At 69.0% G+C, this 24,309-nt stretch carries 27 protein-coding genes; 21 read left to right on the forward strand and 6 right to left on the reverse strand.

The window, feature by feature from the left end:
• Position 1: 1 nt before the first annotated feature.
• From rplR to rplQ, 14 genes are all read left to right on the forward strand, one after another.
• Positions 2-376 (forward strand): 50S ribosomal protein L18, encoded by a 375-nt coding sequence (gene rplR, locus AC1DWR_RS07280; RefSeq protein ID WP_477613505.1) that lies wholly within the window; start codon positions 2-4, stop codon positions 374-376.
• A 40-nt stretch (positions 377-416) separates the two neighbouring features.
• Positions 417-1,073 carry a 30S ribosomal protein S5 gene (gene rpsE / locus AC1DWR_RS07285; protein WP_477613504.1) on the forward strand — a complete coding sequence of 219 codons (657 nt, stop codon included), beginning with the start codon at positions 417-419 and terminating at the stop codon, positions 1,071-1,073.
• Positions 1,070-1,252 (forward strand): 50S ribosomal protein L30, encoded by a 183-nt coding sequence (gene rpmD, locus AC1DWR_RS07290; RefSeq protein WP_056924254.1) that lies wholly within the window; start codon positions 1,070-1,072, stop codon positions 1,250-1,252. Before rpsE ends, rpmD begins: the two co-directional genes overlap by 4 nt.
• A gap of 2 nt (positions 1,253-1,254) precedes the next feature.
• Positions 1,255-1,740, forward strand: a complete 486-nt coding sequence (rplO, locus tag AC1DWR_RS07295) for a 50S ribosomal protein L15 (protein WP_477613503.1) — start codon at positions 1,255-1,257, stop codon at positions 1,738-1,740.
• 213 nt (positions 1,741-1,953) lie between these two features.
• Positions 1,954-3,267, forward strand: coding sequence for a preprotein translocase subunit SecY (gene secY, locus AC1DWR_RS07300; protein WP_477613502.1), 1,314 nt, complete (start codon positions 1,954-1,956; stop codon positions 3,265-3,267).
• Positions 3,267-3,842, forward strand: coding sequence for an adenylate kinase (locus tag AC1DWR_RS07305; protein ID WP_477624085.1), 576 nt, complete (start codon positions 3,267-3,269; stop codon positions 3,840-3,842). Before secY ends, AC1DWR_RS07305 begins: the two co-directional genes overlap by 1 nt.
• On the forward strand, positions 3,842-4,684 hold the full coding sequence (map, locus tag AC1DWR_RS07310; protein ID WP_477624086.1) for a type I methionyl aminopeptidase: 843 nt from the start codon (positions 3,842-3,844) through the stop codon (positions 4,682-4,684). The genes AC1DWR_RS07305 and map overlap by 1 nt, the downstream gene beginning before the upstream one ends.
• A gap of 140 nt (positions 4,685-4,824) precedes the next feature.
• Positions 4,825-5,046: a translation initiation factor IF-1 gene (gene infA / locus AC1DWR_RS07315; RefSeq protein ID WP_006946284.1), complete on the forward strand. Its 222-nt coding sequence runs from the start codon at positions 4,825-4,827 to the stop codon at positions 5,044-5,046.
• 68 nt (positions 5,047-5,114) lie between these two features.
• Complete coding sequence (gene rpmJ / locus AC1DWR_RS07320) at positions 5,115-5,228, forward strand: 50S ribosomal protein L36 (protein ID WP_010148647.1); 114 nt, start codon at positions 5,115-5,117, stop codon at positions 5,226-5,228.
• A gap of 236 nt (positions 5,229-5,464) precedes the next feature.
• Positions 5,465-5,842 carry a 30S ribosomal protein S13 gene (rpsM, locus tag AC1DWR_RS07325; RefSeq protein ID WP_477613499.1) on the forward strand — a complete coding sequence of 126 codons (378 nt, stop codon included), beginning with the start codon at positions 5,465-5,467 and terminating at the stop codon, positions 5,840-5,842.
• Positions 5,842-6,246, forward strand: coding sequence for a 30S ribosomal protein S11 (rpsK, locus tag AC1DWR_RS07330; protein WP_057378146.1), 405 nt, complete (start codon positions 5,842-5,844; stop codon positions 6,244-6,246). The genes rpsM and rpsK overlap by 1 nt, the downstream gene beginning before the upstream one ends.
• A 35-nt stretch (positions 6,247-6,281) precedes the next feature.
• On the forward strand, positions 6,282-6,890 hold the full coding sequence (gene rpsD, locus AC1DWR_RS07335) for a 30S ribosomal protein S4 (RefSeq protein ID WP_477624087.1): 609 nt from the start codon (positions 6,282-6,284) through the stop codon (positions 6,888-6,890).
• 142 nt (positions 6,891-7,032) lie between these two features.
• The gene (locus AC1DWR_RS07340) at positions 7,033-8,067 is read left to right on the forward strand and encodes a DNA-directed RNA polymerase subunit alpha (RefSeq protein ID WP_477613497.1); all 1,035 of its coding nucleotides are present in this window, start codon (positions 7,033-7,035) and stop codon (positions 8,065-8,067) included.
• A gap of 65 nt (positions 8,068-8,132) precedes the next feature.
• A complete protein-coding gene (gene rplQ, locus AC1DWR_RS07345) occupies positions 8,133-8,852 on the forward strand; it encodes a 50S ribosomal protein L17, sunset domain variant (RefSeq protein WP_477624088.1) in 720 nt (239 codons plus the stop codon).
• Positions 8,853-9,271: 419 nt separating this feature from the next.
• Here the strand turns inward: rplQ and AC1DWR_RS07350 are convergent, their stop codons facing one another.
• Positions 9,272-10,471 carry an MFS transporter gene (locus AC1DWR_RS07350; protein WP_477624089.1) on the reverse strand — a complete coding sequence of 400 codons (1,200 nt, stop codon included), beginning with the start codon at positions 10,469-10,471 and terminating at the stop codon, positions 9,272-9,274.
• 66 nt (positions 10,472-10,537) lie between these two features.
• Here AC1DWR_RS07350 and truA point away from each other — a divergent pair, with 66 nt between their 5' ends.
• Positions 10,538-11,407, forward strand: coding sequence for a tRNA pseudouridine(38-40) synthase TruA (gene truA, locus AC1DWR_RS07355; protein ID WP_477624090.1), 870 nt, complete (start codon positions 10,538-10,540; stop codon positions 11,405-11,407).
• Positions 11,408-11,427: 20 nt separating this feature from the next.
• Here truA and AC1DWR_RS07360 read toward each other — a convergent pair whose 3' ends face one another.
• Positions 11,428-12,018, reverse strand: a complete 591-nt coding sequence (locus AC1DWR_RS07360) for a dimethylsulfonioproprionate lyase family protein (RefSeq protein ID WP_477624091.1) — start codon at positions 12,016-12,018, stop codon at positions 11,428-11,430.
• 62 nt (positions 12,019-12,080) lie between these two features.
• On the opposite strand from AC1DWR_RS07360, the gene AC1DWR_RS07365 reads away from it, so the two are divergent.
• Positions 12,081-12,731 carry a TetR/AcrR family transcriptional regulator gene (locus AC1DWR_RS07365; RefSeq protein WP_477624092.1) on the forward strand — a complete coding sequence of 217 codons (651 nt, stop codon included), beginning with the start codon at positions 12,081-12,083 and terminating at the stop codon, positions 12,729-12,731.
• Between the two features lie 89 nt (positions 12,732-12,820).
• On the opposite strand, the gene AC1DWR_RS07370 is transcribed toward AC1DWR_RS07365, so the two are convergent.
• Positions 12,821-13,693 (reverse strand): hypothetical protein, encoded by an 873-nt coding sequence (locus AC1DWR_RS07370; protein WP_477624093.1) that lies wholly within the window; start codon positions 13,691-13,693, stop codon positions 12,821-12,823.
• A 190-nt stretch (positions 13,694-13,883) separates the two neighbouring features.
• Between AC1DWR_RS07370 and AC1DWR_RS07375 the strand changes: the two genes are divergently transcribed.
• Complete coding sequence (locus AC1DWR_RS07375) at positions 13,884-15,566, forward strand: ABC-F family ATP-binding cassette domain-containing protein (protein ID WP_477624094.1); 1,683 nt, start codon at positions 13,884-13,886, stop codon at positions 15,564-15,566.
• 113 nt (positions 15,567-15,679) lie between these two features.
• Positions 15,680-18,772, forward strand: a complete 3,093-nt coding sequence (locus tag AC1DWR_RS07380; RefSeq protein WP_477624095.1) for a pullulanase X25 domain-containing protein — start codon at positions 15,680-15,682, stop codon at positions 18,770-18,772.
• Positions 18,773-18,776: 4 nt separating this feature from the next.
• Here the strand turns inward: AC1DWR_RS07380 and AC1DWR_RS07385 are convergent, their stop codons facing one another.
• Genes AC1DWR_RS07385 through AC1DWR_RS07395 form a run of 3 tightly spaced genes read right to left on the reverse strand, consistent with a single transcriptional unit; the run spans position 18,777 to position 21,426 of the window.
• Entirely contained in the window at positions 18,777-19,436 is a 660-nt protein-coding gene (locus AC1DWR_RS07385) for an LmeA family phospholipid-binding protein (RefSeq protein ID WP_477624096.1), read from the reverse strand.
• 35 nt (positions 19,437-19,471) lie between these two features.
• A complete protein-coding gene (locus tag AC1DWR_RS07390) occupies positions 19,472-20,818 on the reverse strand; it encodes an MFS transporter (RefSeq protein ID WP_477624097.1) in 1,347 nt (448 codons plus the stop codon).
• Positions 20,815-21,426: a helix-turn-helix domain-containing protein gene (locus AC1DWR_RS07395; RefSeq protein ID WP_477624098.1), complete on the reverse strand. Its 612-nt coding sequence runs from the start codon at positions 21,424-21,426 to the stop codon at positions 20,815-20,817. Before AC1DWR_RS07395 ends, AC1DWR_RS07390 begins: the two co-directional genes overlap by 4 nt.
• Positions 21,427-21,712: 286 nt before the next feature.
• On the opposite strand from AC1DWR_RS07395, the gene rplM reads away from it, so the two are divergent.
• From rplM to glmM, 3 genes are all read left to right on the forward strand, one after another.
• Positions 21,713-22,156 (forward strand): 50S ribosomal protein L13, encoded by a 444-nt coding sequence (gene rplM / locus AC1DWR_RS07400; protein ID WP_140743592.1) that lies wholly within the window; start codon positions 21,713-21,715, stop codon positions 22,154-22,156.
• Between the two features lie 9 nt (positions 22,157-22,165).
• Complete coding sequence (rpsI, locus tag AC1DWR_RS07405; RefSeq protein WP_477613485.1) at positions 22,166-22,669, forward strand: 30S ribosomal protein S9; 504 nt, start codon at positions 22,166-22,168, stop codon at positions 22,667-22,669.
• 163 nt (positions 22,670-22,832) lie between these two features.
• Complete coding sequence (gene glmM, locus AC1DWR_RS07410) at positions 22,833-24,188, forward strand: phosphoglucosamine mutase (protein ID WP_477613484.1); 1,356 nt, start codon at positions 22,833-22,835, stop codon at positions 24,186-24,188.
• Positions 24,189-24,309 lie beyond the last annotated feature (121 nt).

A 24,309-nucleotide genomic window follows, 5' to 3' on the forward strand; every position in this document is an offset into this window, starting at 1 on the left:
CATGGCAATGATCGTCAAGCGCGCCAAGGGCAAGTCCGCTGCACGCGGACGTCGCCACCTGCGCCTGCGCAAGAAGGTGACCGGCACGACGGTTCGTCCGCGCCTGGTCGTGTCGCGGTCCTCGCGCCACGTCTTCGTGCAGATCGTCGACGACACCCTCGGCAAGACCGTGGCGTCGGCCTCCACCATGGAGGCGGACCTGCGTTCGTTCGAGGGTGACAAGACCGCCAAGGCCCGCAAGGTGGGCGAGCTGCTCGCCGAGCGCGCCAAGAGCGCCGGTGTCGAGGCTGTCGTCTTCGACCGTGGTGGCAACAAGTACCACGGCCGCGTCGCTGCCATCGCCGAGGGCGCCCGCGAGGGTGGACTGGCCCTGTGAGCACCGTGACCGCAACTGTTATTGAGATGAGGAACATCTGATGCCCGGACCCCAGCGTCGAGGCACTGGTGCCGCTGCTGGCGGCGACGCAGCTCGTGGTGAGCGCGGCGACCGCCGCGGTGGCCGCGACAACCGTCGTGACGGCGGCCGTGACCAGGCCGAGAAAAGCGCCTACGTCGAGCGCGTCGTGACCATCAACCGCGTGTCCAAGGTCGTCAAGGGTGGACGTCGCTTCAGCTTCACCGCCCTCGTGGTCGTGGGCGACGGCGACGGCACCGTCGGCGTCGGCTACGGCAAGGCCAAGGAAGTTCCCGCGGCGATCGCCAAGGGTGTCGAGGAGGCCAAGAAGGAGTTCTTCAAGGTCCCCCGCATCCAGGGCACCATCCCGCACCCCGTGCAGGGTGAGGCCGCTGCCGGTGTCGTCATGCTCCGTCCCGCCGCCCCCGGTACCGGTGTCATCGCCGGTGGTCCGGTGCGTGCGGTGCTCGAGTGCGCCGGCATCCACGACGTGCTGAGCAAGTCGCTCGGCTCGGACAACGCCATCAACGTCGTCCACGCGACGGTCGCGGCCCTGCGGGGTCTCGAGCGTCCGGAGGAAGTGGCTGCCCGCCGCGGCCTCCCGGTCGACCGCGTGGCCCCGGCCGCGATGCTGCGCGCCCAGGCTGCTGGCCGCGAAGCCGCCAAGGCAGGTGCCTGATGCGTCTCAAGGTGACCCAGACCCGTTCCGAGATCGGTGGCAAGCAGAACCAGCGTGACACGCTGCGCAGCCTCGGTCTGAAGCGCATTGGCGACGTCGTCGTCAAGGAGGACCGTCCCGAGATCCGCGGGATGGTCAAGACGGTGACGCACCTCGTTGCCGTCGAGGAGGTTGACTGACCATGGCAGAGAAGAAGGCCGTCAAGGCCGCTGCCGCGCCCGAGGGCACGACCCTCAAGGTGCACCACCTGCGTCCGGCCCCCGGCGCCAAGACCGCGAAGACCCGTGTGGGTCGCGGTGAGGGCTCCAAGGGCAAGACCGCCGGTCGTGGCACCAAGGGCACCAAGGCCCGCTACCAGGTTCCGGAGCGCTTCGAAGGTGGCGCCATGCCGCTGCACATGCGTCTCCCGAAGCTGCGTGGCTTCAAGAACCCGTTCCGCGTGGAGTTCCAGGTCGTGAACCTGGACAAGCTGTCCGCTCTGTTCCCCGAGGGTGGCGATGTGACCATCGCCGACCTCGTGGCCAAGGGTGCGGTCCGCGACAACTCCCCGGTCAAGGTTCTCGGCACCGGCGAGATCACCGTCAAGGTCAACGTGACCGCTGACAAGTTCTCGGCGACCGCCAAGGAGAAGATCGAAGCCGCCGGCGGCTCGGTCACCTCCGCCTGACCACGCAACGACGACAGGGTATGCCGCGGGCTCACCGCTCAAGGTGAGCACGCGGCATACCCCATTTGTGGCCTCCAGCAAGTCAGCCTGTTCCGCGCAAAGTCTCGGGACCACGTCTTTGCAACCCCTCGCTGGCGCTCGGGGTAACCTTCGTAGGATTGCCTGACCATCATTCTCGCGAGGCCGAACCGGCCCGCGTCACCAGGAGGACCTGTGCTCACCGCCTTCACCCGTGCGTTCAAGACGCCGGACCTGCGCAGGAAGCTGCTGTTCACCCTCGCGATCGTCATCATCTTCCGGCTCGGCTCGCACGTGCCGGTTCCCGGCGTGAGCTACAAGGCCGTCCAGGCCTGCATCAAGGGTGCGGACTCGACCACCGGTGTGCTCGGCCTCGCCAACCTGTTCAGTGGCGGCGCGCTCCTGCAGCTGTCGATCTTCGCGCTCGGGATCATGCCGTACATCACGGCGAGCATCATCGTGCAGCTCCTCACCGTGGTCATCCCGCGGTTCGAGGCCCTGAAGAAGGAGGGCCAGCAGGGCCAGACGAAGATGACGCAGTACACGCGCTACCTGACGATCGGCCTGGCGGTCCTGCAGTCCTCGACGCTCATCACGTTCGCCCAGAACCCCTCGGCACTGTTCGGCCCCAACTGCACGAGCATCCTGCCCGACGAGTCGATCGTGACCCTGGTCATCATGGTGCTCACCCTGACCGCCGGCACCGGCGTCGTCATGTGGCTCGGCGAGCTGGTCACCGACAAGGGCATCGGCAACGGCATGTCGCTGCTGATCTTCACCTCGATCGCCAGCTCGTTCCCGTCCTCGCTGTGGGCGATCCAGCAGAAGGACGGCCGCTGGGACATCTTCATCGGCGTCATCCTGCTCGGGTTCCTGATCATCGCGCTGGTCGTCTTCGTCGAGCAGAGCCAGCGGCGCATCCCCGTGCAGTACGCCAAGCGCCAGGTCGGCCGCCAGATGTACGGCGGCACCTCGACCTACATCCCGCTCAAGGTCAACATGGCCGGCGTCATCCCCGTGATCTTCGCCTCGTCCCTGCTCGCCCTGCCCTCTTTGCTGGCACAGTTCAACCGGTCGACCACCGGTGACCAAGCCGGCTGGGTGACCTGGATCGACCAGCACCTCGTGCGGGGCGACCACCCGATCTACATGCTCGCCTACATCGTGCTGATCTTGTTCTTCACGTTCTTCTACGTGTCGATCACGTTCAACCCGGTCGAGGTGGCTGACAACATGAAGCGCTACGGCGGCTTCATCCCAGGTATCCGCGCCGGGCGACCCACGGCCGAGTACCTCGACTACGTGCTCACCCGCATCACGGTTCCAGGGGCCATCTACCTCGGCCTCGTCTCGCTGATCCCGCTCATCGCACTGGTACTCGTCGGGGCCAACCAGAACTTCCCGTTCGGTGGCACCTCCATCCTCATCATCGTCGGCGTCGGCCTCGAGACGGTGAAGCAGATCGAGTCGCAGCTGCAGCAGCGCCATTACGAAGGGTTCCTCCGCTGATGCGCCTCATCATCCTCGGCCCGCCGGGTGCCGGTAAGGGCACCCAGGCCGCCAAGATCGCCGCGAGCCTGGGCATCCCCGCGATCTCCACGGGTGACATCTTCCGCGCCAACATCAAGAACGAGACCCCGCTGGGCCGCCAGGTCAAGGAGGTGCTCGCGTCCGGTGGCTACGTCACCGACGAGATCACCAACGCCGTCGTCCGCGACCGGCTCTTCGAGGATGACGCGGAGCAGGGCTTCCTGCTCGACGGCTTCCCGCGCACCGCGGCGCAGGTCGAGACCCTCGACGCGATCCTGGCCGAGCACGGCCACGCGCTCGAGGCCGTCCTCGAGCTGACCGTCGACGACGAGGCCGTGGTCCAGCGACTGCTGAAGCGGGCCCAGATCGAGGGTCGCGAGGACGACACCGAAGAGGTCATCCGCGAACGACAGGCGATCTACCGTCGCGAGACAGCTCCGCTCACCGACGTCTACGCCGCTCGTGGCCTGCTCGTGCAGGTCGACGGGATGGGTTCGGTCGACGACGTCTTCACCCGCATCTCCGACGCCCTCGAAGGGGTTGCTCGATCCTGATGTTCGGCCGGTCCCGCATCGAGACCAAGACCCCAGACCAGATCCTGCGGATGCGCAAGGCTGGTCTGGTGGTCGGTCAGACCCTGCAGCTGATGGCCCAGACGGTCCGTCCGGGGATGACGACCAAGCAGCTCGACGAGCTCGCGGAGGAGCACATCCGCGGGTGTGGGGCGACCCCGTCGTTCCTCGGCTACCACGGCTTCACCGGCTCGCTCTGCACGTCGGTCAACGACGAGGTGGTGCACGGGATCCCCGGGGCGCGGGTGCTGGCCGAGGGTGACCTCATCTCCATCGACTGCGGCGCCATCGTGGACGGCTGGCACGGTGACGCCGCCATCTCCGTGATCGTGGGCGGCCGCGACGCCGGGCGCCCCGAGGACCTCGCGCTCATCGACGCCACCGAGGACTCCATGTGGGCCGGCATCGCCGCACTGTCCGTGGGGGAGTCGCTGTATGCCGTGGGTGCCGGTGTCGAGGACAGCATCGTCGCCTCGGGCGAGCGCGACGGCCACGACTACGGGATCGTCGAGGAGTACGTCGGCCACGGCATCGGCACCGAGATGCACATGGACCCGCAGGTGCCGAACTACCGCGTTCGCGACAAGGGCCCCACGGTGCGCTCGGGGGTGACGGTGGCGATCGAGCCGATGGTGACGCTCGGGTCCGCCGAGACCCGGGTGCTCCAGGACGACTGGACGGTAGTGACCACCGACTCCTCCCGTGCCGCGCACTGGGAGAACACCGTGGCGGTCACCGACGACGGGCTGTGGGTGCTCACCGCCCTCGACGGTGGCAAGGAGCGGCTGGAAGCCGCCGGCGCGGCATACGCACCCCTGGGCTGACCTCCTGCGGGCGGCGGTCCGGAGCACGATTTCGTGCTCAGCGCGTCCTGGCGTAGACTCGTCTGTCGGTGCGCGACCTCGCGCGCCGTATTCGTGTGCGCGCCCCAGCAGGGGGCACCACGCAACAGATTGTGGAGGATATGGCCAAGAAGGACGGTGTCATCGAGATCGAGGGCACGATCGTCGAGGCTCTCCCGAACGCGATGTTCCGGGTCGAGCTCACGAACGGTCACAAGGTTCTCGCTCACATCTCGGGCAAGATGCGCCAGCACTACATCCGGATCCTCCCCGAGGACCGCGTGGTGGTGGAGCTCAGCCCGTACGACCTGACCCGTGGCCGGATCGTCTTCCGCTACCGCTAGACGCACCACCCGTTAGACCTGCTGGCCCATCCGGACCGGCAGTGCCAGATCGAGGCGAAGCAGAGGCTATGAAGGTTCAGCCGAGCGTCAAGAAGATCTGCGACAAGTGCAAGGTGATCCGCCGTCACGGCCGGGTCATGGTGATCTGCGAGAACCTGCGCCACAAGCAGCGCCAGGGCTGACCAGAAGTACCGCGAGACCCCGAAACGGGTCTCGCCTGAGCACGACTCGCATCTCTTCGAGAAGCGCACAAGTGAATTGACCGCAGTACCCGGCCCCTGGAGGCAGCGTCGTCGACGCAGCCCAGGACGTCACCCCCGGCCCGGAGGCCGAGGACCGGTGCCCCGAGGAAAGCTTCGGGACCAAGCCCGGAACGGTACTGCTCCAGACCTCCGGTGAAACAAAGGAAACACACAAGATGGCACGTCTTGTTGGTGTTGATCTCCCACGCGAGAAGCGCGTCGAGATCGCTCTCACCTACATCTTCGGAGTGGGTCGTACCCGCTCCCAGCAGGCGCTGGCTGCCACGGGTGTCAACCCGAACACCCGCGTCCGCGACCTGACCGACACCGAGCTGGTCCAGCTCCGTGACTTCCTCGAGGCGAACGTCAAGATCGAGGGTGACCTCCGTCGCGAGATCGCCGCCGACATCCGCCGCAAGGTCGAGATCGGTTCCTACGAGGGCATCCGCCACCGCCGCGGCCTGCCCGTGCGTGGACAGCGCACCAAGACCAACGCGCGCACCCGCAAGGGCCCGAAGCGCACCGTCGCCGGCAAGAAGAAGGTTGGTAAGTAATGCCTCCCAAGGCTCGCACTGCCGGCGCCAAGAAGGTGCGCCGCAAGGAAAAGAAGAACATCGCCCACGGGCACGCTCACATCAAGAGCACCTTCAACAACACCATCATCTCGATCACGGACCCCACCGGCGCCGTCATTGCCTGGGCCTCCGCCGGCCAGGTCGGCTTCAAGGGTTCACGCAAGTCCACCCCGTTCGCTGCGCAGATGGCCGCCGAGGCTGCCGCCCGCCGCGCGATGGAGCACGGCATGCGCAAGGTCGATGTCTTCGTCAAGGGTCCGGGTTCTGGCCGCGAGACCGCCATCCGCTCCCTGACTGCGACCGGCCTCGAGGTCGGTGCGATCAGCGACGTCACCCCCTCGCCGCACAACGGTGTCCGCCCGCCCAAGCGCCGCCGCGTCTGAGCCGTCGGTAAAGAACAGGGAGATAGAGAAAACTCATGGCTCGTTACACCGGCCCCATCACCAAGAAGTCGCGTCGCCTCAAGGTCGACCTCGTCGGCGGCGACAAGAACTTCGAGCTCCGTCCCTTCCCGCCCGGCCAGCACGGCCGTCGTCGGATGCAGGAGAAGGAGTACCTCACCCAGCTGCAGGAGAAGCAGAAGGCTCGCTTCACCTACGGCGTCATGGAGAAGCAGTTCCGCGGTTACTACAAGGAGGCCTCACGGCGTTCTGGTAAGACCGGTGAGACCCTGCTGCAGATCCTCGAGTCCCGCCTGGACAACGTGGTCTACCGCGCCGGCCTGGCCCGCACCCGTCGTGCGGCTCGCCAGCTCGTCACGCACGGCCACTTCGAGGTCAACGGCGTGCGCGTGGACGTTCCGTCCTACCGCGTCGAGCAGTACGACATCATCACCGTTCGCAAGCAGTCCGTGAACACCTTCCCGATCGAGCTGGCTCGCCAGACCTTCGGTGAGCGCCCCACCCCGGCCTGGCTCCAGGTCGTCCCGGGCACGCTGCGGATCATGATCCACCAGCTCCCGGAGCGTGCGCAGATCGACACGATCCTCACGGAGCAGCTGATCGTCGAGCTCTACTCCAAGAACTGACGGCAGGAGGTATGCCGCGTGGGTGACCACGCGGCATACCTCGCCTTCGGCTGTGGTCGCAGACAGAGGCAACCACGGCAGCCGGTCGGACCGGCACATCATCGGCGTCATATAGCGGTCGCCGACGAGGAAGGAAATACCCGTGCTCATTGCACAGCGCCCATCCCTCAGCGAAGACGTGGTTGCAGACAACCGCAGCCGCTTCGTCATCGAGCCCCTCGAGCCCGGCTTCGGCTACACGCTCGGCAACTCCATGCGCCGCACGCTCCTGTCGAGCATCCCCGGCGCAGCCGTGACCAGCATCCGCATCGACGGTGTGCTGCACGAGTTCTCCACGATCCCCGGGGTCAAGGAAGACGTCACCGAGATCATCCTCAACATCAAGGGCCTGGTCGTCTCCTCGGAGCACGACGAGCCGGTCGTCATGTACCTGCGCAAGCAGGGTGCGGGCGCCGTCACCGCCGCGGACATCGCGCCGCCGGCCGGGGTCGAGGTGCACAACCCCGACCTGCACATCGCCACGCTCAACGGCAAGGGCAAGATCGAGATGGAGCTGACCGTCGAGCGCGGTCGCGGCTACGTCTCGGCCAACCAGAACAAGTCCGGTGACCAGGAGATCGGCCGCATCCCGGTCGACTCCATCTACTCGCCCGTGCTGGCCGTGACCTACAAGGTCGAGGCCACCCGTGTCGAGCAGCGCACCGACTTCGACAAGCTCATCGTCGACGTCGAGACCAAGAACTCGATGGCTCCGCGTGACGCCATGGCTTCGGCCGGCAAGACGCTGGTCGAGCTGTTCGGGCTGGCCCGTGAGCTCAACGTCGAGGCCGAGGGCATCGACATGGGCCCGTCCCCGACCGACGCCGCCCTGGCCGCCGACCTGGCGCTGCCGATCGAGGACCTCGACCTCACCGTCCGGTCCTACAACTGCCTCAAGCGTGAGGGCATCCACACCGTGGGTGAGCTCGTGGGTCGCAGCGAGGCGGACCTGCTCGACATCCGCAACTTCGGTGCGAAGTCGATCGACGAGGTCAAGGCCAAGCTCGTCGGCATGGGTCTGGCGCTCAAGGACAGCCCGCCCGGGTTCGACCCGAGCGCGATCGCTGACAACTACGGCGACTACGACGACGACTTCGCTGACGACGGCCGTTCGCTGGCCGAAGACGAGCAGCTCTGACCAACCGCCGCTGAGGGGCGGGCGGGAGACCATCCGCCCCTCGCACACCAAGGAGAACCTGAACCATGCCTACCCCCACCAAGGGTCCCCGTCTCGGCGGCGGTCCGGCCCACGAGCGACTGATCCTGGCCAACCTGGCGCAGTCGCTGTTCGAGCACGACTCGATCACCACCACCGAGGCCAAGGCCAAGCGCCTGCGCCCGCTGGCCGAGCGTCTCGTGACGTTCGCCAAGCGCGGTGACCTGCACGCCCGTCGTCGCGTCCTGTCGGTCATCTCCGACAAGGGTGTCGTGCACCGTCTCTTCACCGAGATCGCGCCCGACATGGCCGAGCGTCCCGGCGGATACACCCGTATCACCAAGATCGGCGCCCGCAAGGGTGACAACGCCCCCATGGCCGTGATCGAGCTCGTCCGCGAGCCGATGGCCAAGAAGGCGACCGTCAAGGAGGCGGAGGCCGCCACCAAGCGCTCCGCCAAGCAGGCCGAGGCCAAGGAGGCTGCTGCCGAGACCAAGGCTGCGGAGGACGAGGCCAAGGTCGAGGCCGAGGAGACCACCGAGGCGACCGAGACCACCGAGGCTTCGGCCAAGGAGGTCCCGGCCGGCGCCGTCGCCGCCAACGAGGACGGCTCGTCCCCCGACGCGGAGTACACCGTCAAGGGCAACGCCGACTCCGGCAAGTACCACGAGGCCGACGGTCAGTGGTTCGACCAGACGGTGGCCGAGTTCTGGTTCAAGTCTGCTGCCGACGCCGAGGGCGCTGGCTTCACGAAGGCCGGCGCCTGACCCAGGCCGCTGCAGCACGTGCGGGCCGTCCACCCTTCGGGGTGGGCGGCCCGCTTCTCGTGTGACTTGTTGCCGGACGGCGGTCACGGAGGGGCTGTTTCGGGGGTCCGTTGACGAGCGTCCGGCAACAAGTGCGGGCGTCCTGCGACTTGTTGCCGGGTGGCGGTCCCGGAGGGGCTGTTTCGGGGGTCTGGTGACGTGCGTGGGGCAACAAGTGCGGGCGCTCTGCGACGTGTTGCCAGACGGCGGTCACGGAGGGGCTTTTTCGGGGGCCTGGTGACGTGCGTCCGGCAACAAGTGCGGGCGTCCTGTGACTTGTTGCTGGGTGGCGGTCACGGAGGGGCTGTTTCGGGGGTCTGGTGACGTGCGTGTGGCAACAAGTGCGGGCGTCCTGCGCGTCAGGACTGCCGTCGACCGCGTCAGGTATGCCGGGGGGCCGGCTCTGCGCGGAAGGCGCCGGCGAGCGGGAGGATGGCCAGGATCAGGACCATCGGCACGGCGAAACCCGGCCGCAGGGAGTCGGAGCCGACGACGCCGGTGAGGACCGCGCCGAGCAGGCCGCCGACGTAGTTGAACTGGTTGAACCGGGCGATGACCGCGTCCACCCGCGCGCGGCGCGCCTCGGGGTCGAGCCCACCGCCGGCCACGACTGCCGCCGCGGAGAAGGACAGGGGAGCGATCACCGCCACCGAGCCGCCGAGCACGGTGAAGCCCAGCACGGCGACGGGCCACGACGGCGAGAAGACGATGACGGCCAGCGCCGCGCAGGCGACGAGTGCACCGATCCGCAGCAGCGGCACCGCCCCGACCCTGGCCACCGCGGCGTCGCCGGCGAGCCGAGTGCCAAGGCTCGCCACGAGGTAGGGAAGGGTCGCGAGGGGGAGCAACCAGTCAGGGGCATCGTGCACCGACTTGAGGAAGACCGGCCCCCACGTGGTGGCTGCCGTGTCGACCATGTAGAAGAGGACCATCGCGGCGCCGAGCAGGGCTATCTTGCGCCAGGGCACCTCGAGGGCGGGGCTGTCCGAGGCAGTGGCGGGGGCGTCGGCACTCGTGGGCAGCAGGGGTGCCGCGAGCAGTCCGAGGGCGAGCACACAGAGCGGCAGCAGGCCGGTGACCAGTCCGAGTCGGGTCACGGCGATCGTGACGAGCGTCGCCACGATCCCGCCCGCGGTCCAGGCGCCGTGGAAGGACGGCAGGATGGTGCGGCCGTAGCGGTGCTCCACCGCCACCGCCTGCATGTTGGAGGCCGCGTCGACCGCTCCCAGCCCCAGGCCGTAGACCGCCAGGCCCGCCACGAAGACGGCACGCTGCGGCGCCACCGCGACAGCACCCAGGCCCACTGCCTGCAGGGCGAACCCGGCCCGCAGCGTGCCGGCGCTGCCCATGCGGGTGGCCGCCAGCTCGGCGAGGGCGGACCCAGCGCCGGCGAGCAGCACCACCATGAGCAGCAGGCCCGAGACGAACAGCTCCGAGAGGTCCCAGATGGTCTGGAACCTCGGCAGCCGCGTCGTCAGCGAGATGAACAGCAGGCCCTGCACGGCAAAGGCGGCGGCGACCGCTGCGCGGTGTCGGGGCAGCGCGGCGGTGGTCGGCAGCGGGGCGGTGGCACTCCTCACTCGGCCACTCTGGCAGACGTCAGGTCAGGCGGGGGCCAACCCTCGCGCGTGGCTAGGCTTTGACGTATGGACGAGCAGCAGGGGGAGCCGACGACTGCGCCCCTGCGGATCCGGCTCGACTTCGGCTACGACGGCACCGACTTCTCCGGATGGGCGGCCCAGCCGGGCCTGCGCACCGTGGAAGGCGTGCTGTCCGCTGCCCTGAGCACCATCCTGCGCGCCGAGGAGCCGGTGCGGCTGACCGTCGCTGGGCGCACGGATGCCGGGGTCCACGCGCGCGGTCAGGTGGCACACCTCGACCCGGAGCCGGCCGGCTGGGCGCAGCTGCCAGGTCGCTCGACCCGCACTCCCGAGGAGGCGGCGTTGAGCCGGCTGCGCGGCATACTCCCGATCGACATCGGCATGCGGGCAGTGGCCGTCGCCGCCGAGGGTTTCGACGCGCGGTTCTCGGCGCTGCAGCGGCGGTACCTCTACCGACTGGCCGACCGACCGGAGCTGGCGGACCCGCTTCGTCGCCGCGACACGGTTGTCACCAAGCGCACCCTCGACGTCGACGCCATGCACGCGGCGGCACAGAAGCTGTTGGGGCTGAACGACTTCGGGGCGTTCTGCAAGAGGCGGGAAGGCGCGACCACGGTGCGGACCCTGCTCGACTACTCGTGGCGGCGAGCCGACGACGGCACGCTCGAGGCGACGGTGGTGGCTGACGCGTTCTGCCACTCCATGGTGCGCTCACTGGTGGGGGCCGTGGTGCCGGTGGGCGAGGGACGCCGCCCGGTGGACTGGCCGGCCGAGGTGATGCGGGCGGCGGTCCGGGACGCCGCTGTCGTGGTGATGCCGCCGCACGGTCTCTCGCTCGAGGAGGTCGTCTATCCCGACGACCCGGGGCTGGCTGTCCGCGCCAGGGAGTCGCGGGTCAGGCGAACCCTCGACTGACCCGCGCACTCGGGTTTGGCTCAGGCGTCCTCGGGCAGCGGCGGCCCGACCACCTCGAGTCCGTACTTCGGCCCGACGGCGTTCCAGCGCGGGATCTCCTCCGCCATGGGTCGCCCGTCAGCGCCCGGCAGGCGGAGCTCGCCGGCCGGCAGGCCGACCTCGTCGTAGAGGCCGAAGAGGTGACCGGGGTCGGCCAGCCCGAGGAAGCGCACCGGCCGGTCGCCCGTGACGCGGAAAGCGTGGGGGAGCATCGGCGGCAACCAGATGAAGTCACCCTCGGTCAGGTGGAAGACCTCGTCCCCCGCGCGGTAGGTCATGCTGCCGTCCAGGAGGTAGAACGCCTCCGCCTCACGGTGGTGGCGGTGCAGGGGTGTCGCGATGCCCGGAGGCTGGGTGACCAGGGCAACGCCGAGCTTGCCCCCGGACTCCTGCGCCGTCAGCAGGTGCTCGAATAGCGAGCCCATGGCCCAGGTGCCGCGCGCATCTCCCTGGCGCCGGAAGACCGCCCGGGGTTGTGGCATGGCCTCGTCGTCGCGCTCGGTGGCGGTGGCAGTGGCAGTGGCGGTAGCGGTGGCGGTGGGGGCCGTGGCGGGCGTCGACTTCTCGGTCATGGGGTTTCCTCCCGAATATTCATCCGAAACGGATTCGGGCGAATATTGGTAAGGTATGCCCGATGAGCGACTCCGTCAAGCCTCGGCGCTACACCTCGCCCGTCCGCGCCGAGCGGGCTGCCCGCACCCGCCGCGAGGTACTGGCGGCGGCGCGAGACCTGTTGTCGGACAACGGGTATGCCGCCACGACGGTGGCTCAGATCGCCGCCCGTGCAGGGGTGTCGGTCGACACCGTGTACGCCAGCGTCGGGCGCAAGCCCGAGCTGATGGTGGCGGTGATCGACATGGTGCTGGGTTCCTCCGACGAGCCGATCCCGGCAGAGCAGCGCGACTACGTCCGCGCGGTGCGGGCTGCGCCGTCGGGCCGGGCCAAGATCGCCGTGTATGCCGCGTCGCTCGGTCGGCTGATGCCGCGGACGGCGCCGCTCATCGACGCCTTGCGTCGCGCGGGCGACGCCGACGAGAAGTGCGCGCAGGCGTGGGACCGGCTCGTGGAGCGGAGGGCAGCGAACATGCTGCTCTTCGCCGCGGACCTCCGGTCGACCGGTCACCTGCGGGCCGACCTGACCGACCGCGAGGTCGCCGACATCGTCTGGTCGACCAACGGGCCGGAGTACTGGCTGCTCCTGGACTCACGCGGCTGGTCGGCGCAGCGCTACGCCGCCCACCTTGACGACCTGTGGTGTCGGATGCTGCTCAGCGGCGACCCCTGAGGGGCCCCTGTCGCGTGCGGTTCGCCAGGTGAGGGTGAGGGTGCGGGGGCGAGCCAGCCACGCGGGAGCAGGCCGGCTCGCCCCGGGGCTCAGGGAGCCAGGGACGCGTAGCCGCGTGAGTCGTGGATCGCCAGACCGGCGAAGGTGGGCGACGTCGAGAAGGCCGCCGTGACCGCAGCCAGCTGGACCTCCATCTGGGTGCGGGTCATCCCGGCGAAGGTCTGCTTGACCTCGGTGGGGTCGACGCCCAGGACGTTCGTCTCCTGGCCGATCCGCACCGGGCGGCCGAGCTGGGCGCCCGCCGCCACCTCGGCCGAGGCCAGGGCGATCGTGCCGTCCGGTCCGTCGGCGTGGTTGCGGTAGGCCATCACGGCGACCGCATCGGTGCGTCGCATGATCTCGCGGTCCAGCGTCGAGCCGTTCGCGGCGACCTCGTCGAACCAGAAGGGGATGTCCGCCTCGATCGCCGTGCCCGCCGCGGCGGTGCGCAGGGTGTCGAGGGTGGCGAGGTACTTCGTGATGACGGCCTTGCGGTTCTTCGTCCAGGCGGGGGTCGTGTAGGGCTCGATGTCGACGTGGAGACCCGTGAACAGTCCGGTCGCGAGCGTCGGTCGCAGCCAGTTGGTGACCACCCACGCCGGGTTGTCGACCCATCCCGGGTCGCCGCCGAGGGCGTCGACGCGCAAGCCGGCCGCGTCGGCCAGGGCGACGAGCTGCTGCAGCTCGGCGAGCTTCGGCGAGGTGTCCACGTGCGGGGGCACGGCGGCATACAGCTGGCCGATCCTGCGGGCCGTCGCGAGGGTGACGACCGCCTGTGGGTCGGAGGTGTCCCAGACCCACATGGCTCGTGCGGCCGCAGGGCGACCCGAGCGGTCGACCGCGGTCAGCGGGGCAGCCATTGCCTGACCTGCCACCGTCACACCGACGGCACCGACGATCGCCACGAGGGCGACCTTAGCCATGAGGCGGAGGGGAGATGCGGGGCGTGGCACACGTTGTCCTTTCGACGACCTCGCCCATCATCGGGGGCCGGCCGCAGTGCCCCTGACCAACTTGGCCAAGCCTTTAAGGTCGTCTAGTCCCTTTGTGCTGGTTCGCCCAGCCAGACAACTGAGATGACGTGCGGTGGCCGCGTAGAGCACCCTTGACCCCGTGGGACACCTCGACATCAACACCGTGAACTTCACCCTGCCCGACGGCAGGCCGCTGCTCAGCGACGTCTCGCTGAGGGTGGGAGAGGGTGCCAAGGTCGCGCTCATCGGTCCCAACGGCACGGGAAAGACGACGCTCGGACGGATCATCGCCGGGGACCTGGTGGCCCACGAGGGGGCGGTGACCCGCTCCGGGGGCCTCGGCGTGATGCGCCAGTTCGTCGGCCAGGTGCGCGACGAGTCGACGGTGCGTGACCTGCTGCTCTCCGTGGCGCCGGCGCCGGTGCGCGAGGCTGCGGCCGAGATCGACCGCACCGAGCTGCTGATGATGGAGCGTGACAGCGAGGCCGACCAGATGGCCTACGCCCACGCACTGGTGGCGTGGGGCGACGTGGGCGGCTACGACTACGAGACGCTGTGGGACGTCTGCACCGTCGCAGCCCTTGGTATGCCGTTCGACAAGGCCCAGTGGCGCAAGGTCACCACCCTGTCAGGTGGAGAGCAGAAGCGGGTCGTCCTCGAGGCGCTGCTGCGCGGCCCCGAGGAGGTGCTGCTGCTCGACGAGCCGGACAACTACCTCGACGTGCCGGCCAAGCGGTGGCTGGAGGACCAGCTCATCGCCTCGCCGAAGACCGTGCTGTTCGTCAGCCACGACAGGGAGCTGCTCAACCGCGTGGCGACGAGGGTCGCCACCCTCGAACCAGGCGGGGCCGGTTCGACCCTGTGGGTCCACCCGGGCCGGTTCGCGACCTACCACCAGGCCCGCGAGGACCGGAACTCACGCCTCGAGGAGCTGCGTCGGCGCTGGGACGAGGAGCATCAGAAGATCAAGGACCTGGTGCAGATGCTCAAGGTCAAGGCCAAGTACAACGACGGGATGGCGCCGCGCTACCACGCCGCCCAGACGCGCCTGCGCAAGTTCGAGGAGGTCGGGCCCCCGCAGGAGACGCCCCTGCGCCAGAACGTCAACATGCGGCTCAAGGGTGGTCGCACCGCGAAGCGAGCCGTCATCGCCGAGCGGCTCGAGCTGACCGGCCTGATGAAGCCGTTCGACCTCGAGATCTGGTTCGGCGAGAGGGTCGCGGTCCTGGGCAGCAACGGCTCGGGCAAGTCGCACTTCCTGCGCCTCGTGGCCGCCGGCGGGAGCGATCCGGACGCCGAGCACCGCCCGGTCGGCGACATCCAGCCGGTGTCGGTGACGCACACGGGTCGCCTGCGGCTGGGCTCGAGGGTGCGGCCCGGCTGGTTCGCCCAGACCCACGAGCAGCCGGCCCTCGTCGGCCGGACCCTGCTCGAGATCCTGCACCGCGGCGACGAGCACCGCACCGGACGTCCCCGCGAGGAGGCGGCCCGGGTTCTCGACCGGTACGGTCTGGCCCGCGCCAGCGAGCAAACCTTCGAGTCGCTCTCGGGCGGCCAGCAGGCGAGGTTCCAGATCCTGCTCCTCGAGCTGTCCGGCGCGACCTGCCTGCTGCTCGACGAGCCGACCGACAACCTCGACCTGCACTCGGCCGAGGCCCTCGAGGAGGGGCTCGAGGCGTTCGAGGGGACCGTCATCGCCGTCACCCACGACCGATGGTTCGCCCGTGGCTTCGACCGGTTCCTGGTCTTCGGTGCCGACGGGCGGGTGTACGAATCGGACGAACCGGTCTGGGACGAGGGCCGGGTCGTCCGCGCCCGCTGAACCGGCCCCCACGGAGCGTCACCGTGGGGATGCGTGTAAAGGTTTTCGCAGCTAGCGTGCGAGGCACCGCAGCGCGCCGAAGGAGTCGCGCCGCGACCTCGGAGGAGCATCACATGCCAGGTCCACGCCGTCTGTATGCCGTGCTGCTGGGTGCAGCCCTCGCGATCGGTTCGGGGGTGGTGTCGGGGTCTCCCGCGGTGGCGGTGCCACCGACCGCAACGGTCACCCTCGTCGGAGACCTGCAGACCGAGCTCGGCTGCTTCGAGGACTGGTCGCCTCCGTGCGACGCCTCCAAGCTGGCCCGGGTCGGCACCACTGCCACCTATGCGAGCACCTTCACCGTGCCAGCGGGGACGTGGGCCTTCAAGGTCGCCATCAACGACTCGTGGGCGGTCAACTACGGGGTGGACGGCAAGCCCGACGGGGCGAACCTCTCGCTCAAGCTGCTCAGCCCGATGCGGGTGGCGTTCAGCTACGACGACACGAGCCACGTGGTCTCCTTCGCCCCCGCGGACCTGGCCGGGGGCACGACGGCCGCCGACGCGGCATACGCGAAGAGCTCCTTGCGCTCCTCCCTGACGCGTGAGCGCTTCTACTTCGTCATGGCCGACCGGTTCGCCAACGCCTCGACGGCCAACGACGCCGGAGGGTTGACGGGTGGACCCTTGACGACGGGTCTGGACCCGACCGCCAAGGGCTTCTACCACGGTGGCGACCTCAAGGGCGTCGAGAGCAAGCTCGACTACATCAAAGGCCTTGGCACCACAGCGATCTGGCTGACGCCGAGCTTCAAGAACAAGGCGGTGCAGGGCGGCCCGGGGCAGGAGAGCGCCGGGTACCACGGCTACTGGGTCACCGACTTCACGCAGATCGACCCGCACCTGGGAACCAACGCCGACATGACGTCGCTGATCGCCGCGGCCCATGCCAAGGGCATGAAGGTCTTCTTCGACATCATCACGAACCACACGGCCGACGTCATCGACTACGAGGGCGGCAAGTACACCTACCGGTCCAAGGGCAGGTTCCCCTACAAGGACGCCTCGGGCACGACCTTCGACGACCGTGCCTACATCGACAAGGCGTTCCCGGAGATGAACCCGGCCACGTCGTTCCCGTACGTGCCCTTCTTCCACCCGGGCGGCGACACCGCCAAGGTCCCGGCGTGGCTGAACAACCCGCTGATGTACCACAACCGAGGTGACTCGACCTTTGCCGGCGAGTCCTCGACCTACGGCGACTTCTCGGGACTGGACGACCTGTTCACCGAGCGCCCCGAGGTCGTCAAGGGCATGGGCGACATCTACAAGAAGTGGGTCGACTTCGGCATCGACGGGTTCCGCATCGACACCGTCAAGCACGTGAACCTCGAGTTCTGGCAGAAGTTCATCCCCGACATCCTCGGCCATGCCAAGCAGGCCGGGAAGCAGGACTTCTTCGCCTTCGGCGAGGTCTTCGACGGAAACCCCGCGGTCATGTCCGAGTACACGACGGCCGGCAAGCTCCAGGCCACCCTCGACTTCGGGTTCCAGCAGCAGGGCGTCGACTTCGCCAAGGGCCGGCCCGCCAAGACCTTGGCCGACTTCTTCGCCAAGGACGACTGGTACACCGACGCCGACAGCAACGCCTACCAGCTGCCGACGTTCCTCGGGAACCACGACATGGGCCGCGTCGCGATGTTCCTCAAGGACTCGGCGACCACCGAGGCCGAGCACCTCAAGCGGGTCCAGTTCGCGGACTCGCTCATGTTCACGACACGTGGCAACCCGGTCACCTACTACGGCGACGAGCAGGGCTTCGTGAGCACCGGTGGTGACCAGGCCGCGCGCGAGGACATGTTCGCGAGCAAGGTCGCCCTCTACAACAACGAGACGGTGCTCGGCGGCCCCGACGGCTCGATGGACCGGTACGGCACCACCAACCCGATCTACCAGCACATCGCGGCACTGTCCCAGGTCCGGGCCAAGCACCCTGCGCTCGCCGACGGTGCCCAGATCAACAGGTATGCCGCCGACGGTGCCGGAATCTTCGCGGTGTCCCGCATCGACGCGGGGCAGAAGGTCGAGTACGTGGTCGCGGCCAACAACGACACCAAGGCTTCCACGGCCACGTTCCCGACGTGGAGCAAGGGCAACGGGGTGGTGTTCACGCCGGTGTTCGGCACCGACACCGCGACGAAGCCGAAGGCTGACGGGTCGGTCACCGTCACCGTCCCGCCGCTCACGGTGAGCGTGTGGCGGGCCAACAAGGCCATCGCCACCTCCGGCGCGGTCCCGACCGTCCAGGCCGAGGTGGTCGGCGCCGACGGAGGCCACGGCATCTACGGCCGCGCCGAGATCACGGCGAAGGTCCAGGCCAGCACCTTCGCCCAGACGACCTTCCTCTACCGGCCGGTCGGGACGTCGACCTGGACGACCCTGGGCACCGACGACAACGCTCCGTTCCGCGTGTTCCACGACGTCTCGGGCTTCCCGGTCGACACCTACCTCGAGTACCGCGCCGTCACCAAGGACGCCGCTGGCCGGGTCGCCGCCGACTCCACCTGGGCTGTGGTCGCGAACCCGCCCCAGCCGGTGATCGACAACGGTGACCGGCCTGCCACGCAGCCGACCAGCGTCACTGTGGCCGGCACGCACAACTCCGAGATGGGTTGCTCGGAGGACTGGATGCCTGCGTGCACCCAGGCCATGCTGGCGTTCGACCCCAACGACGGCATCTGGAAGAAGGCCTTCACCCTCCCCGCAGGGTCCTACTCCTACAAGGCCGCTCTCGACGGCGGCTGGGCGGACAACTACGGCGACAAGGGGATTCGCGACGGCGCGAACATCTCCTACGACACCGACGACGGCAAGGTGACCTTCTACTACGACCCCACGACCCACTGGGCGACGTCCGACGAGCAGGGGCTGATCGTCACGGCGCCGGGCACCTTCCAGTCCGAGCTCGGCTGCTCCGCCGACTGGCAGCCCGCCTGCATGCGACCGTGGTTGCAGGACAAGGACGGTGACGGTGTCTTCACGTGGTCCACGAAGCTGATCCCCGCCGGCGACTACGAGTTCAAGGTGGCCTACGGGCTGTCGTTCGCCGAGAGCTACGGGGACGGCGGTGGTGCGGCCAACATCGCACTGACCGTGCCTGCTGCCGGCGCGACGACGACCTTCAGCTTCGACTCGGTGTCGCACCTCACGACGGTGACGAGCGAGTGAGGGGCTAGCTGACCAACGCGATGCGACGGCCTTCGAGGTGCACGCGGAAGCCTCCCGCGACCACCTCGACGCTGGTCAGGCGCATGCCCTGGGGCAGTCCCTCGACCTGCTGACGGACGGTCACGAGGCGTCGCACGGCAGCCGAGGCCGCGGTGTTGAGGAGGTCCGGGCCACCCAGGTCCACCGTCTCCGGCTCGATCACGAGCAGGCCGTCCTCGGCGCGCACGGTGCCCGTCGCGGTCACCGGTACGTCGCGACCCAGCAACGTCACGGTCCGGCGCAGGCCCGCGTGGCCCGACCCCGCGGCATACAGCACCACGCCGTCGCCCACCTGCGCGCCGGCGGACGCGAAGGGGAGGACGGCGTCGATGGTCAGGCTGCCCGCGGTGAGGCCCCGCTCGGTGAGGCTCACCTCGCGCCCTGTCGCGCGCACGTCGGTGAGCGGGCCGTCAGCCGTGAGGACGGCGGCGCTGTCGAGGGCGACTGTCGACAGCCAGGTCTGTCCCTGTCCGAGCCGCGTCGGCGCGCCGGGGATCGCCACGGGCGGCGGGCTCGGTGGCGGGTCGTCGTGAGGGACGGACAGCACCAGGGCCGCAACCCCTGCCGCGAGGAGGAGGGCAGCGGCCAGCAGTCCGGTGAGGAGACCGAGCAGGAACCTGCGCATGCCCCATCCTCTCCCGTGCTGGCGACCCTGCCGGCTCACTGGGTGGTGGCGGCGTCCTCGACCTCGCGCTGTCCCACCTCGAGCTCCTCCACGTCGAGCCCCTCCACCTCGCGCTCCTCCACGTCGCGCCCCTCGACCGGCTGGGCGTGCCGCCGGCGCCAGGCCGGGAGGAAGCAGACGAAGCCCAGGGTGCTGATGGCCCCCGCGACGACCATCGCCGTGGCGATCGACGTGCGCGCAGCCAGGAGGCCGAGCAGGGGACCCGCGACAGCGCCGCCCGCCTGCATGACGAGGGAGCCCAGGGACAGGATCGTCGCTCGGTTCTTCGCGCTCGCCTCGCGGTGCATCAGGCCCATGTACGCGGGACTGGCAGCCCCGTGCAGCGAGTAGGTCACGAGGTAGGCCGCGATCAGGGCGGCAGGTCCGAGGACCAGGCCCATCGCCACGACGCCGAGGCCGTTGAGCACGCGACCGAGCACGGCGGCCTGCACCAGCCCGAAGCGGTCGGCGGCGCGGCCGCCGAGCCACGACCCGACCGAGAACAGCGCCCAGCCTCCCGCCGCCGCCGGGCCCATCCACGCTCCGGCCCTGGCCTCCGAGCCGAGGAGGTCGGACAGGCGCAGGGGCATCAGCGTCTCGTAGGCCATCATCCCGATGACCCAGAAGAGCTCGACCGTGACCAGCCCGGCCAACACGCGGTTGCGGGTCACCAGGCGGACGCCGTCGCGCACCACCACGGGCGTCTCACGGACCGAGTCGGCCAGCCGGGCCCGCATCCTGCTGTCGCTGCGCGGGGTCTCGCGCAGCAGCACGACGGTGGCGACCAGGTGCACGACGCACAAGGCCACGAAGACCTGGATCGGCAGGAGCAGCGCGCTCGAGTCGCGGAACGGGTGCCAGGCGACCAATGCACCCGACACGAGTGCACCGCCACCCATGCCGATCCCGACCAGCACGCCCTGGGCAGACATGGCGCGGTGGACGTCGGCCCCTGGTTCGCGCTCGTGAACCGTGTCGACGTACCAGGCCTCGAGGGGCCCGGAGTCCAGCGCCCGGTAGACCCCCATCAGGCCGGCCGACAGGGCGAACTGCCAGAAGGACTGGGCGAAGAGGAAGGCCACGCCGGCGCCGATGTTGACCACCCCGGCGACCAGCAGGAGCGGACGTCTGCCGAGCGCATCGGCGAAGCCGCTCGTCGGCAGCTCGAGCAGGAAGACCATGATCCCCTGCGCGGTCATGTAGAGCGTGATCTGCTGGATGGTGAGGCCGCGCTCGCGGGCGACGAGGGTGAAGATGCCGACCACGAAACCGACGGGGAGCCACCGGGTCGTGCTGAGGATCAGGAAGACCCGCTTGGCGGCTGTGGGGGAGAGGGCGGTCACGACATGTCCTTGCCGGTCGGGACCCGGTCGAGGTCCAGCGGGTAGATGGCGCTGTAGACGGCCAGCCGCCGTGCTTTCGGGTTGCCCTGCCCCACGCGGCGGTACTTGAGGAGGAGCTCGTCGAGCTCGACCTTCAGCTGCTCCACCTGCTCGGGGGTGGCGACGACGAAGTTGTCGCTCATCCCCGCCGCGTCCCGCCACTCGAGGGGCCAGGTCTCCTGGACGTCGAGCCAGCGCTCGAACTGCTGGGCGAAGTGGCGGGCGTAGTCGCGCACCAGCCAGTTGAGCGCCGTCTCGGAGTCCTCGTCGCCGGCGAAGTCGCTCGCCTCCCAGGTGTGGAAGTCGGTGGCCGCCTGCCAGAGCCGTCGCTTGCCCTCACCCTCGCCGGTGTCCGAGACGAGGCCCACCGACTCGAGCTTGCGCAGGTGGTAGGACGTCGCCCCCGAGTTGGTCGAGAGCCGGGTGGCGAGGTCGGTGGCGGTCGCCGGGCCGTCGACGCGCAGTGCGCTCAGCAGTCGTGACCGCAGGGGGTGGGCGAGGACCTTGAGCGCGGCGGCGTCGAGCCGAAGGCCGGTCAGGTCGCCGATCTTCGTGGTGGAGGTGGCCATGCGTGCACAATACCTTTGCACAGTTCGTTTGCACAAGTAGTGTGCAAGGAAAATGTGCATGGGTATCGCCGCAGGTCAGGGGCTGTTTTCTGGGCTGTCAGAGGCGATTTGGGTGCACAGCGCGTTGCCCGTAAACTTGAGCACTGTTGTGCCGTGCGCCCTCGAAAGGCGACACCCCGGACCGCCCAGCGGTCCGTGCGCCTCGGGCGCACACGGCATACCGAACCATCGCAGTTCCTCATGACCACCGCATTTCCCGACATGACCGATGTAAAGGTTCAGAACTTTGCGCACCTTCACCCCGAAGCCGGCCGAGGTCACTCGCACCTGGCACGTCATCGACGCCACGGACATCGTCCTGGGTCGCCTGGCGAGCCAGACCGCGATCCTCTTGCGCGGCAAGCACAAGACCACGTTCGCCCCGCACGTTGACGGTGGCGACTTCGTCATCATCATCAACGCCGAGAAGGTCGCCCTCACCGGCGCCAAGCTCGAGCAGAAGAAGGCCTACCGCCACTCCGGCTTCCCGGGCGGCCTCAAGAGCACCTCCTACACCGAGCTGCTCGCCAAGAGCCCGGCCAAGGCCGTGGAGAAGGCCGTCCGCGGCATGCTCCCGCACACCACGCTCGGTCGTGAGCAGCTGACCCACCTCAAGGTCTACGCCGGCTCCGAGCACCCGCACAGCGCCCAGAAGCCCGTCCCGTTCGAGATCACCCAGGTCTCCCAGTAAGGATTTCTTGTGACTGACATCAACACTGAGACCCCTGTCGAGGGTGACGAGGTCGAGCTGACCGAGTACACCTCCGAGTCCGAGGGCCCCGTCTCCGACGAGCCCACCCGTCGCGCGAGCGCCACGGCGCCCGGCGCCGCGACCGGTCGACGCAAGCAGGCCATCGCCCGCGTGCGCATCGTCCCCGGCACCGGCGAGTGGAAGATCAACGGCCGCACGCTCGAGGCGTACTTCCCCAACAAGGTCCACCAGCAGATCGTCAACGAGCCGCTCACGCTGCTCGAGCTCGACGGTGCCTACGACGTGCTCGTGCGCGTCCACGGTGGTGGCCCCTCCGGCCAGGCGGGCGCGGTCCGCCTCGGCGTGGCCCGCTCGCTCAACGGGATCGACGAGGAGCTGAACCGTCCGGCGCTCAAGAAGGCCGGCTTCCTCACCCGTGACGCCCGCGTCCCGGAGCGCAAGAAGGCTGGTCTCAAGAAGGCCCGCAAGGCTCCGCAGTACTCCAAGCGCTGATCCTGGCTCCTGCCAGCAGCACCGCCCCAGGCGGCACCCGACAGTTCGGGTGCCGCCTGCGGCGTTGTCAGGAGTAGGTTCGCTCCAGTTGCGTCCGTGTGCCCGGGCCAGGCCGACGAGGTATGCCGGGTGCGCACCCTGATCGTCGGAAAGGCTCCCCTCCATGCCCACAACGGCACGACTCTTCGGTACCGATGGTGTTCGCGGCCTCGCGAACGTCGACATCACGGCCGAGCTCGCGCTGCGGCTCAGCGTGGCGGCAGCGCACGTCCTCGGTGACGACGCCCGCCGCGCCGGTCGCCGCCCCAAGGCCGTGGTCGGCCGGGATCCCCGCGCCTCGGGTGAGTTCCTCTCCGCCGCCGTGATCGCGGGCCTGGCCTCGGCCGGGGTCGACGTCTACCACGCGAACGTGCTGCCGACGCCCGCCATCGCGTTCCTCACCGGGGACACCCATGCCGACTTCGGCGTGATGCTGTCGGCGTCGCACAACGCCATGCCCGACAACGGAATCAAGTTCTTCGCCGCAGGCGGTCACAAGCTCGACGACCAGATCGAGGACGAGATCGCCGCCCGGCTCGACCAGGAGTGGGACCGCCCCACCGGCGCCGACGTGGGGCGGGTCGTGACCATGCCCGACGGACACACCCGCTACATCTCCCACCTCCTCACGGTGTTGCCCAACCGGCTCGACGGCATCAAGGTCGTCATCGACGGTGCCCACGGAGCGGCGAGCTCGGTCTCGCCCGAGGTGTTCCGGCTGGCCGGCGCGGAGGTGTTCGAGATCGGCACCGAGCCGGACGGCCTCAACATCAACGACGGTTACGGCTCGACCCACCTCGACCACCTCAAGGCCGCCGTCCTCCGCCGCGGTGCACACCTCGGCATCGCTCACGACGGTGACGCCGACCGCTGCCTCGCGGTGGACGCGAACGGCGTCGAGGTCGATGGCGACCAGATCATGGCCATCCTCGCGGTGTCCCTGAAGTCGCGGGGAGCCCTCGCCAAGGACACGCTGGTCGCCACGGTGATGAGCAACCTGGGTCTGCTCCAGGCCATGGAGCGCGAGGGGATCGCCATGCGACAGACCGCGGTGGGCGACCGCTACGTCCTGGAGGACATGCGGGCGTCGTCGTACTCCCTCGGTGGCGAACAGAGCGGCCACGTCATCTTCCTCGACCACGGCACCACGGGCGACGGCGTCCTCACCGGCCTGATGCTGGCTGCCCGCGTGGCCGAGACCGGTCGGCCGCTCTCCGAGCTGGCCACCGTGATGCGCCGCCTGCCTCAGGTCCTGATCAACGTCAAGGACGTCGACAAGTCTCGCGTCGAGTCCGACGAGGAGCTCCAGCAGGCCGTCAAGGCCGAGGAGGTGGCGCTCGCCGGCACCGGTCGCGTGCTGCTGCGCAAGTCGGGCACCGAGCCTGTCGTCCGTGTCATGGTCGAAGCCGGCGAGCAGCAGCAGGCCCAGGCAGTGGCCGACCGTCTCGTCGAGGTCGTCAAGGCCCGCCTCTCCCTCTGACGCCACACCGCGCGCCGCGAGGCGAGGCGTGCCGGGTGGTCCCCACCCGGCATACCCCGCCTTTATCGGGTTTAGGGACAAAGGTCGGCTTCACCCCGGAACCGTTTCGGGGTGAAGCCGA

The sequence above is a fragment of the Pedococcus sp. P2_E2 genome, from assembly GCF_056403955.1.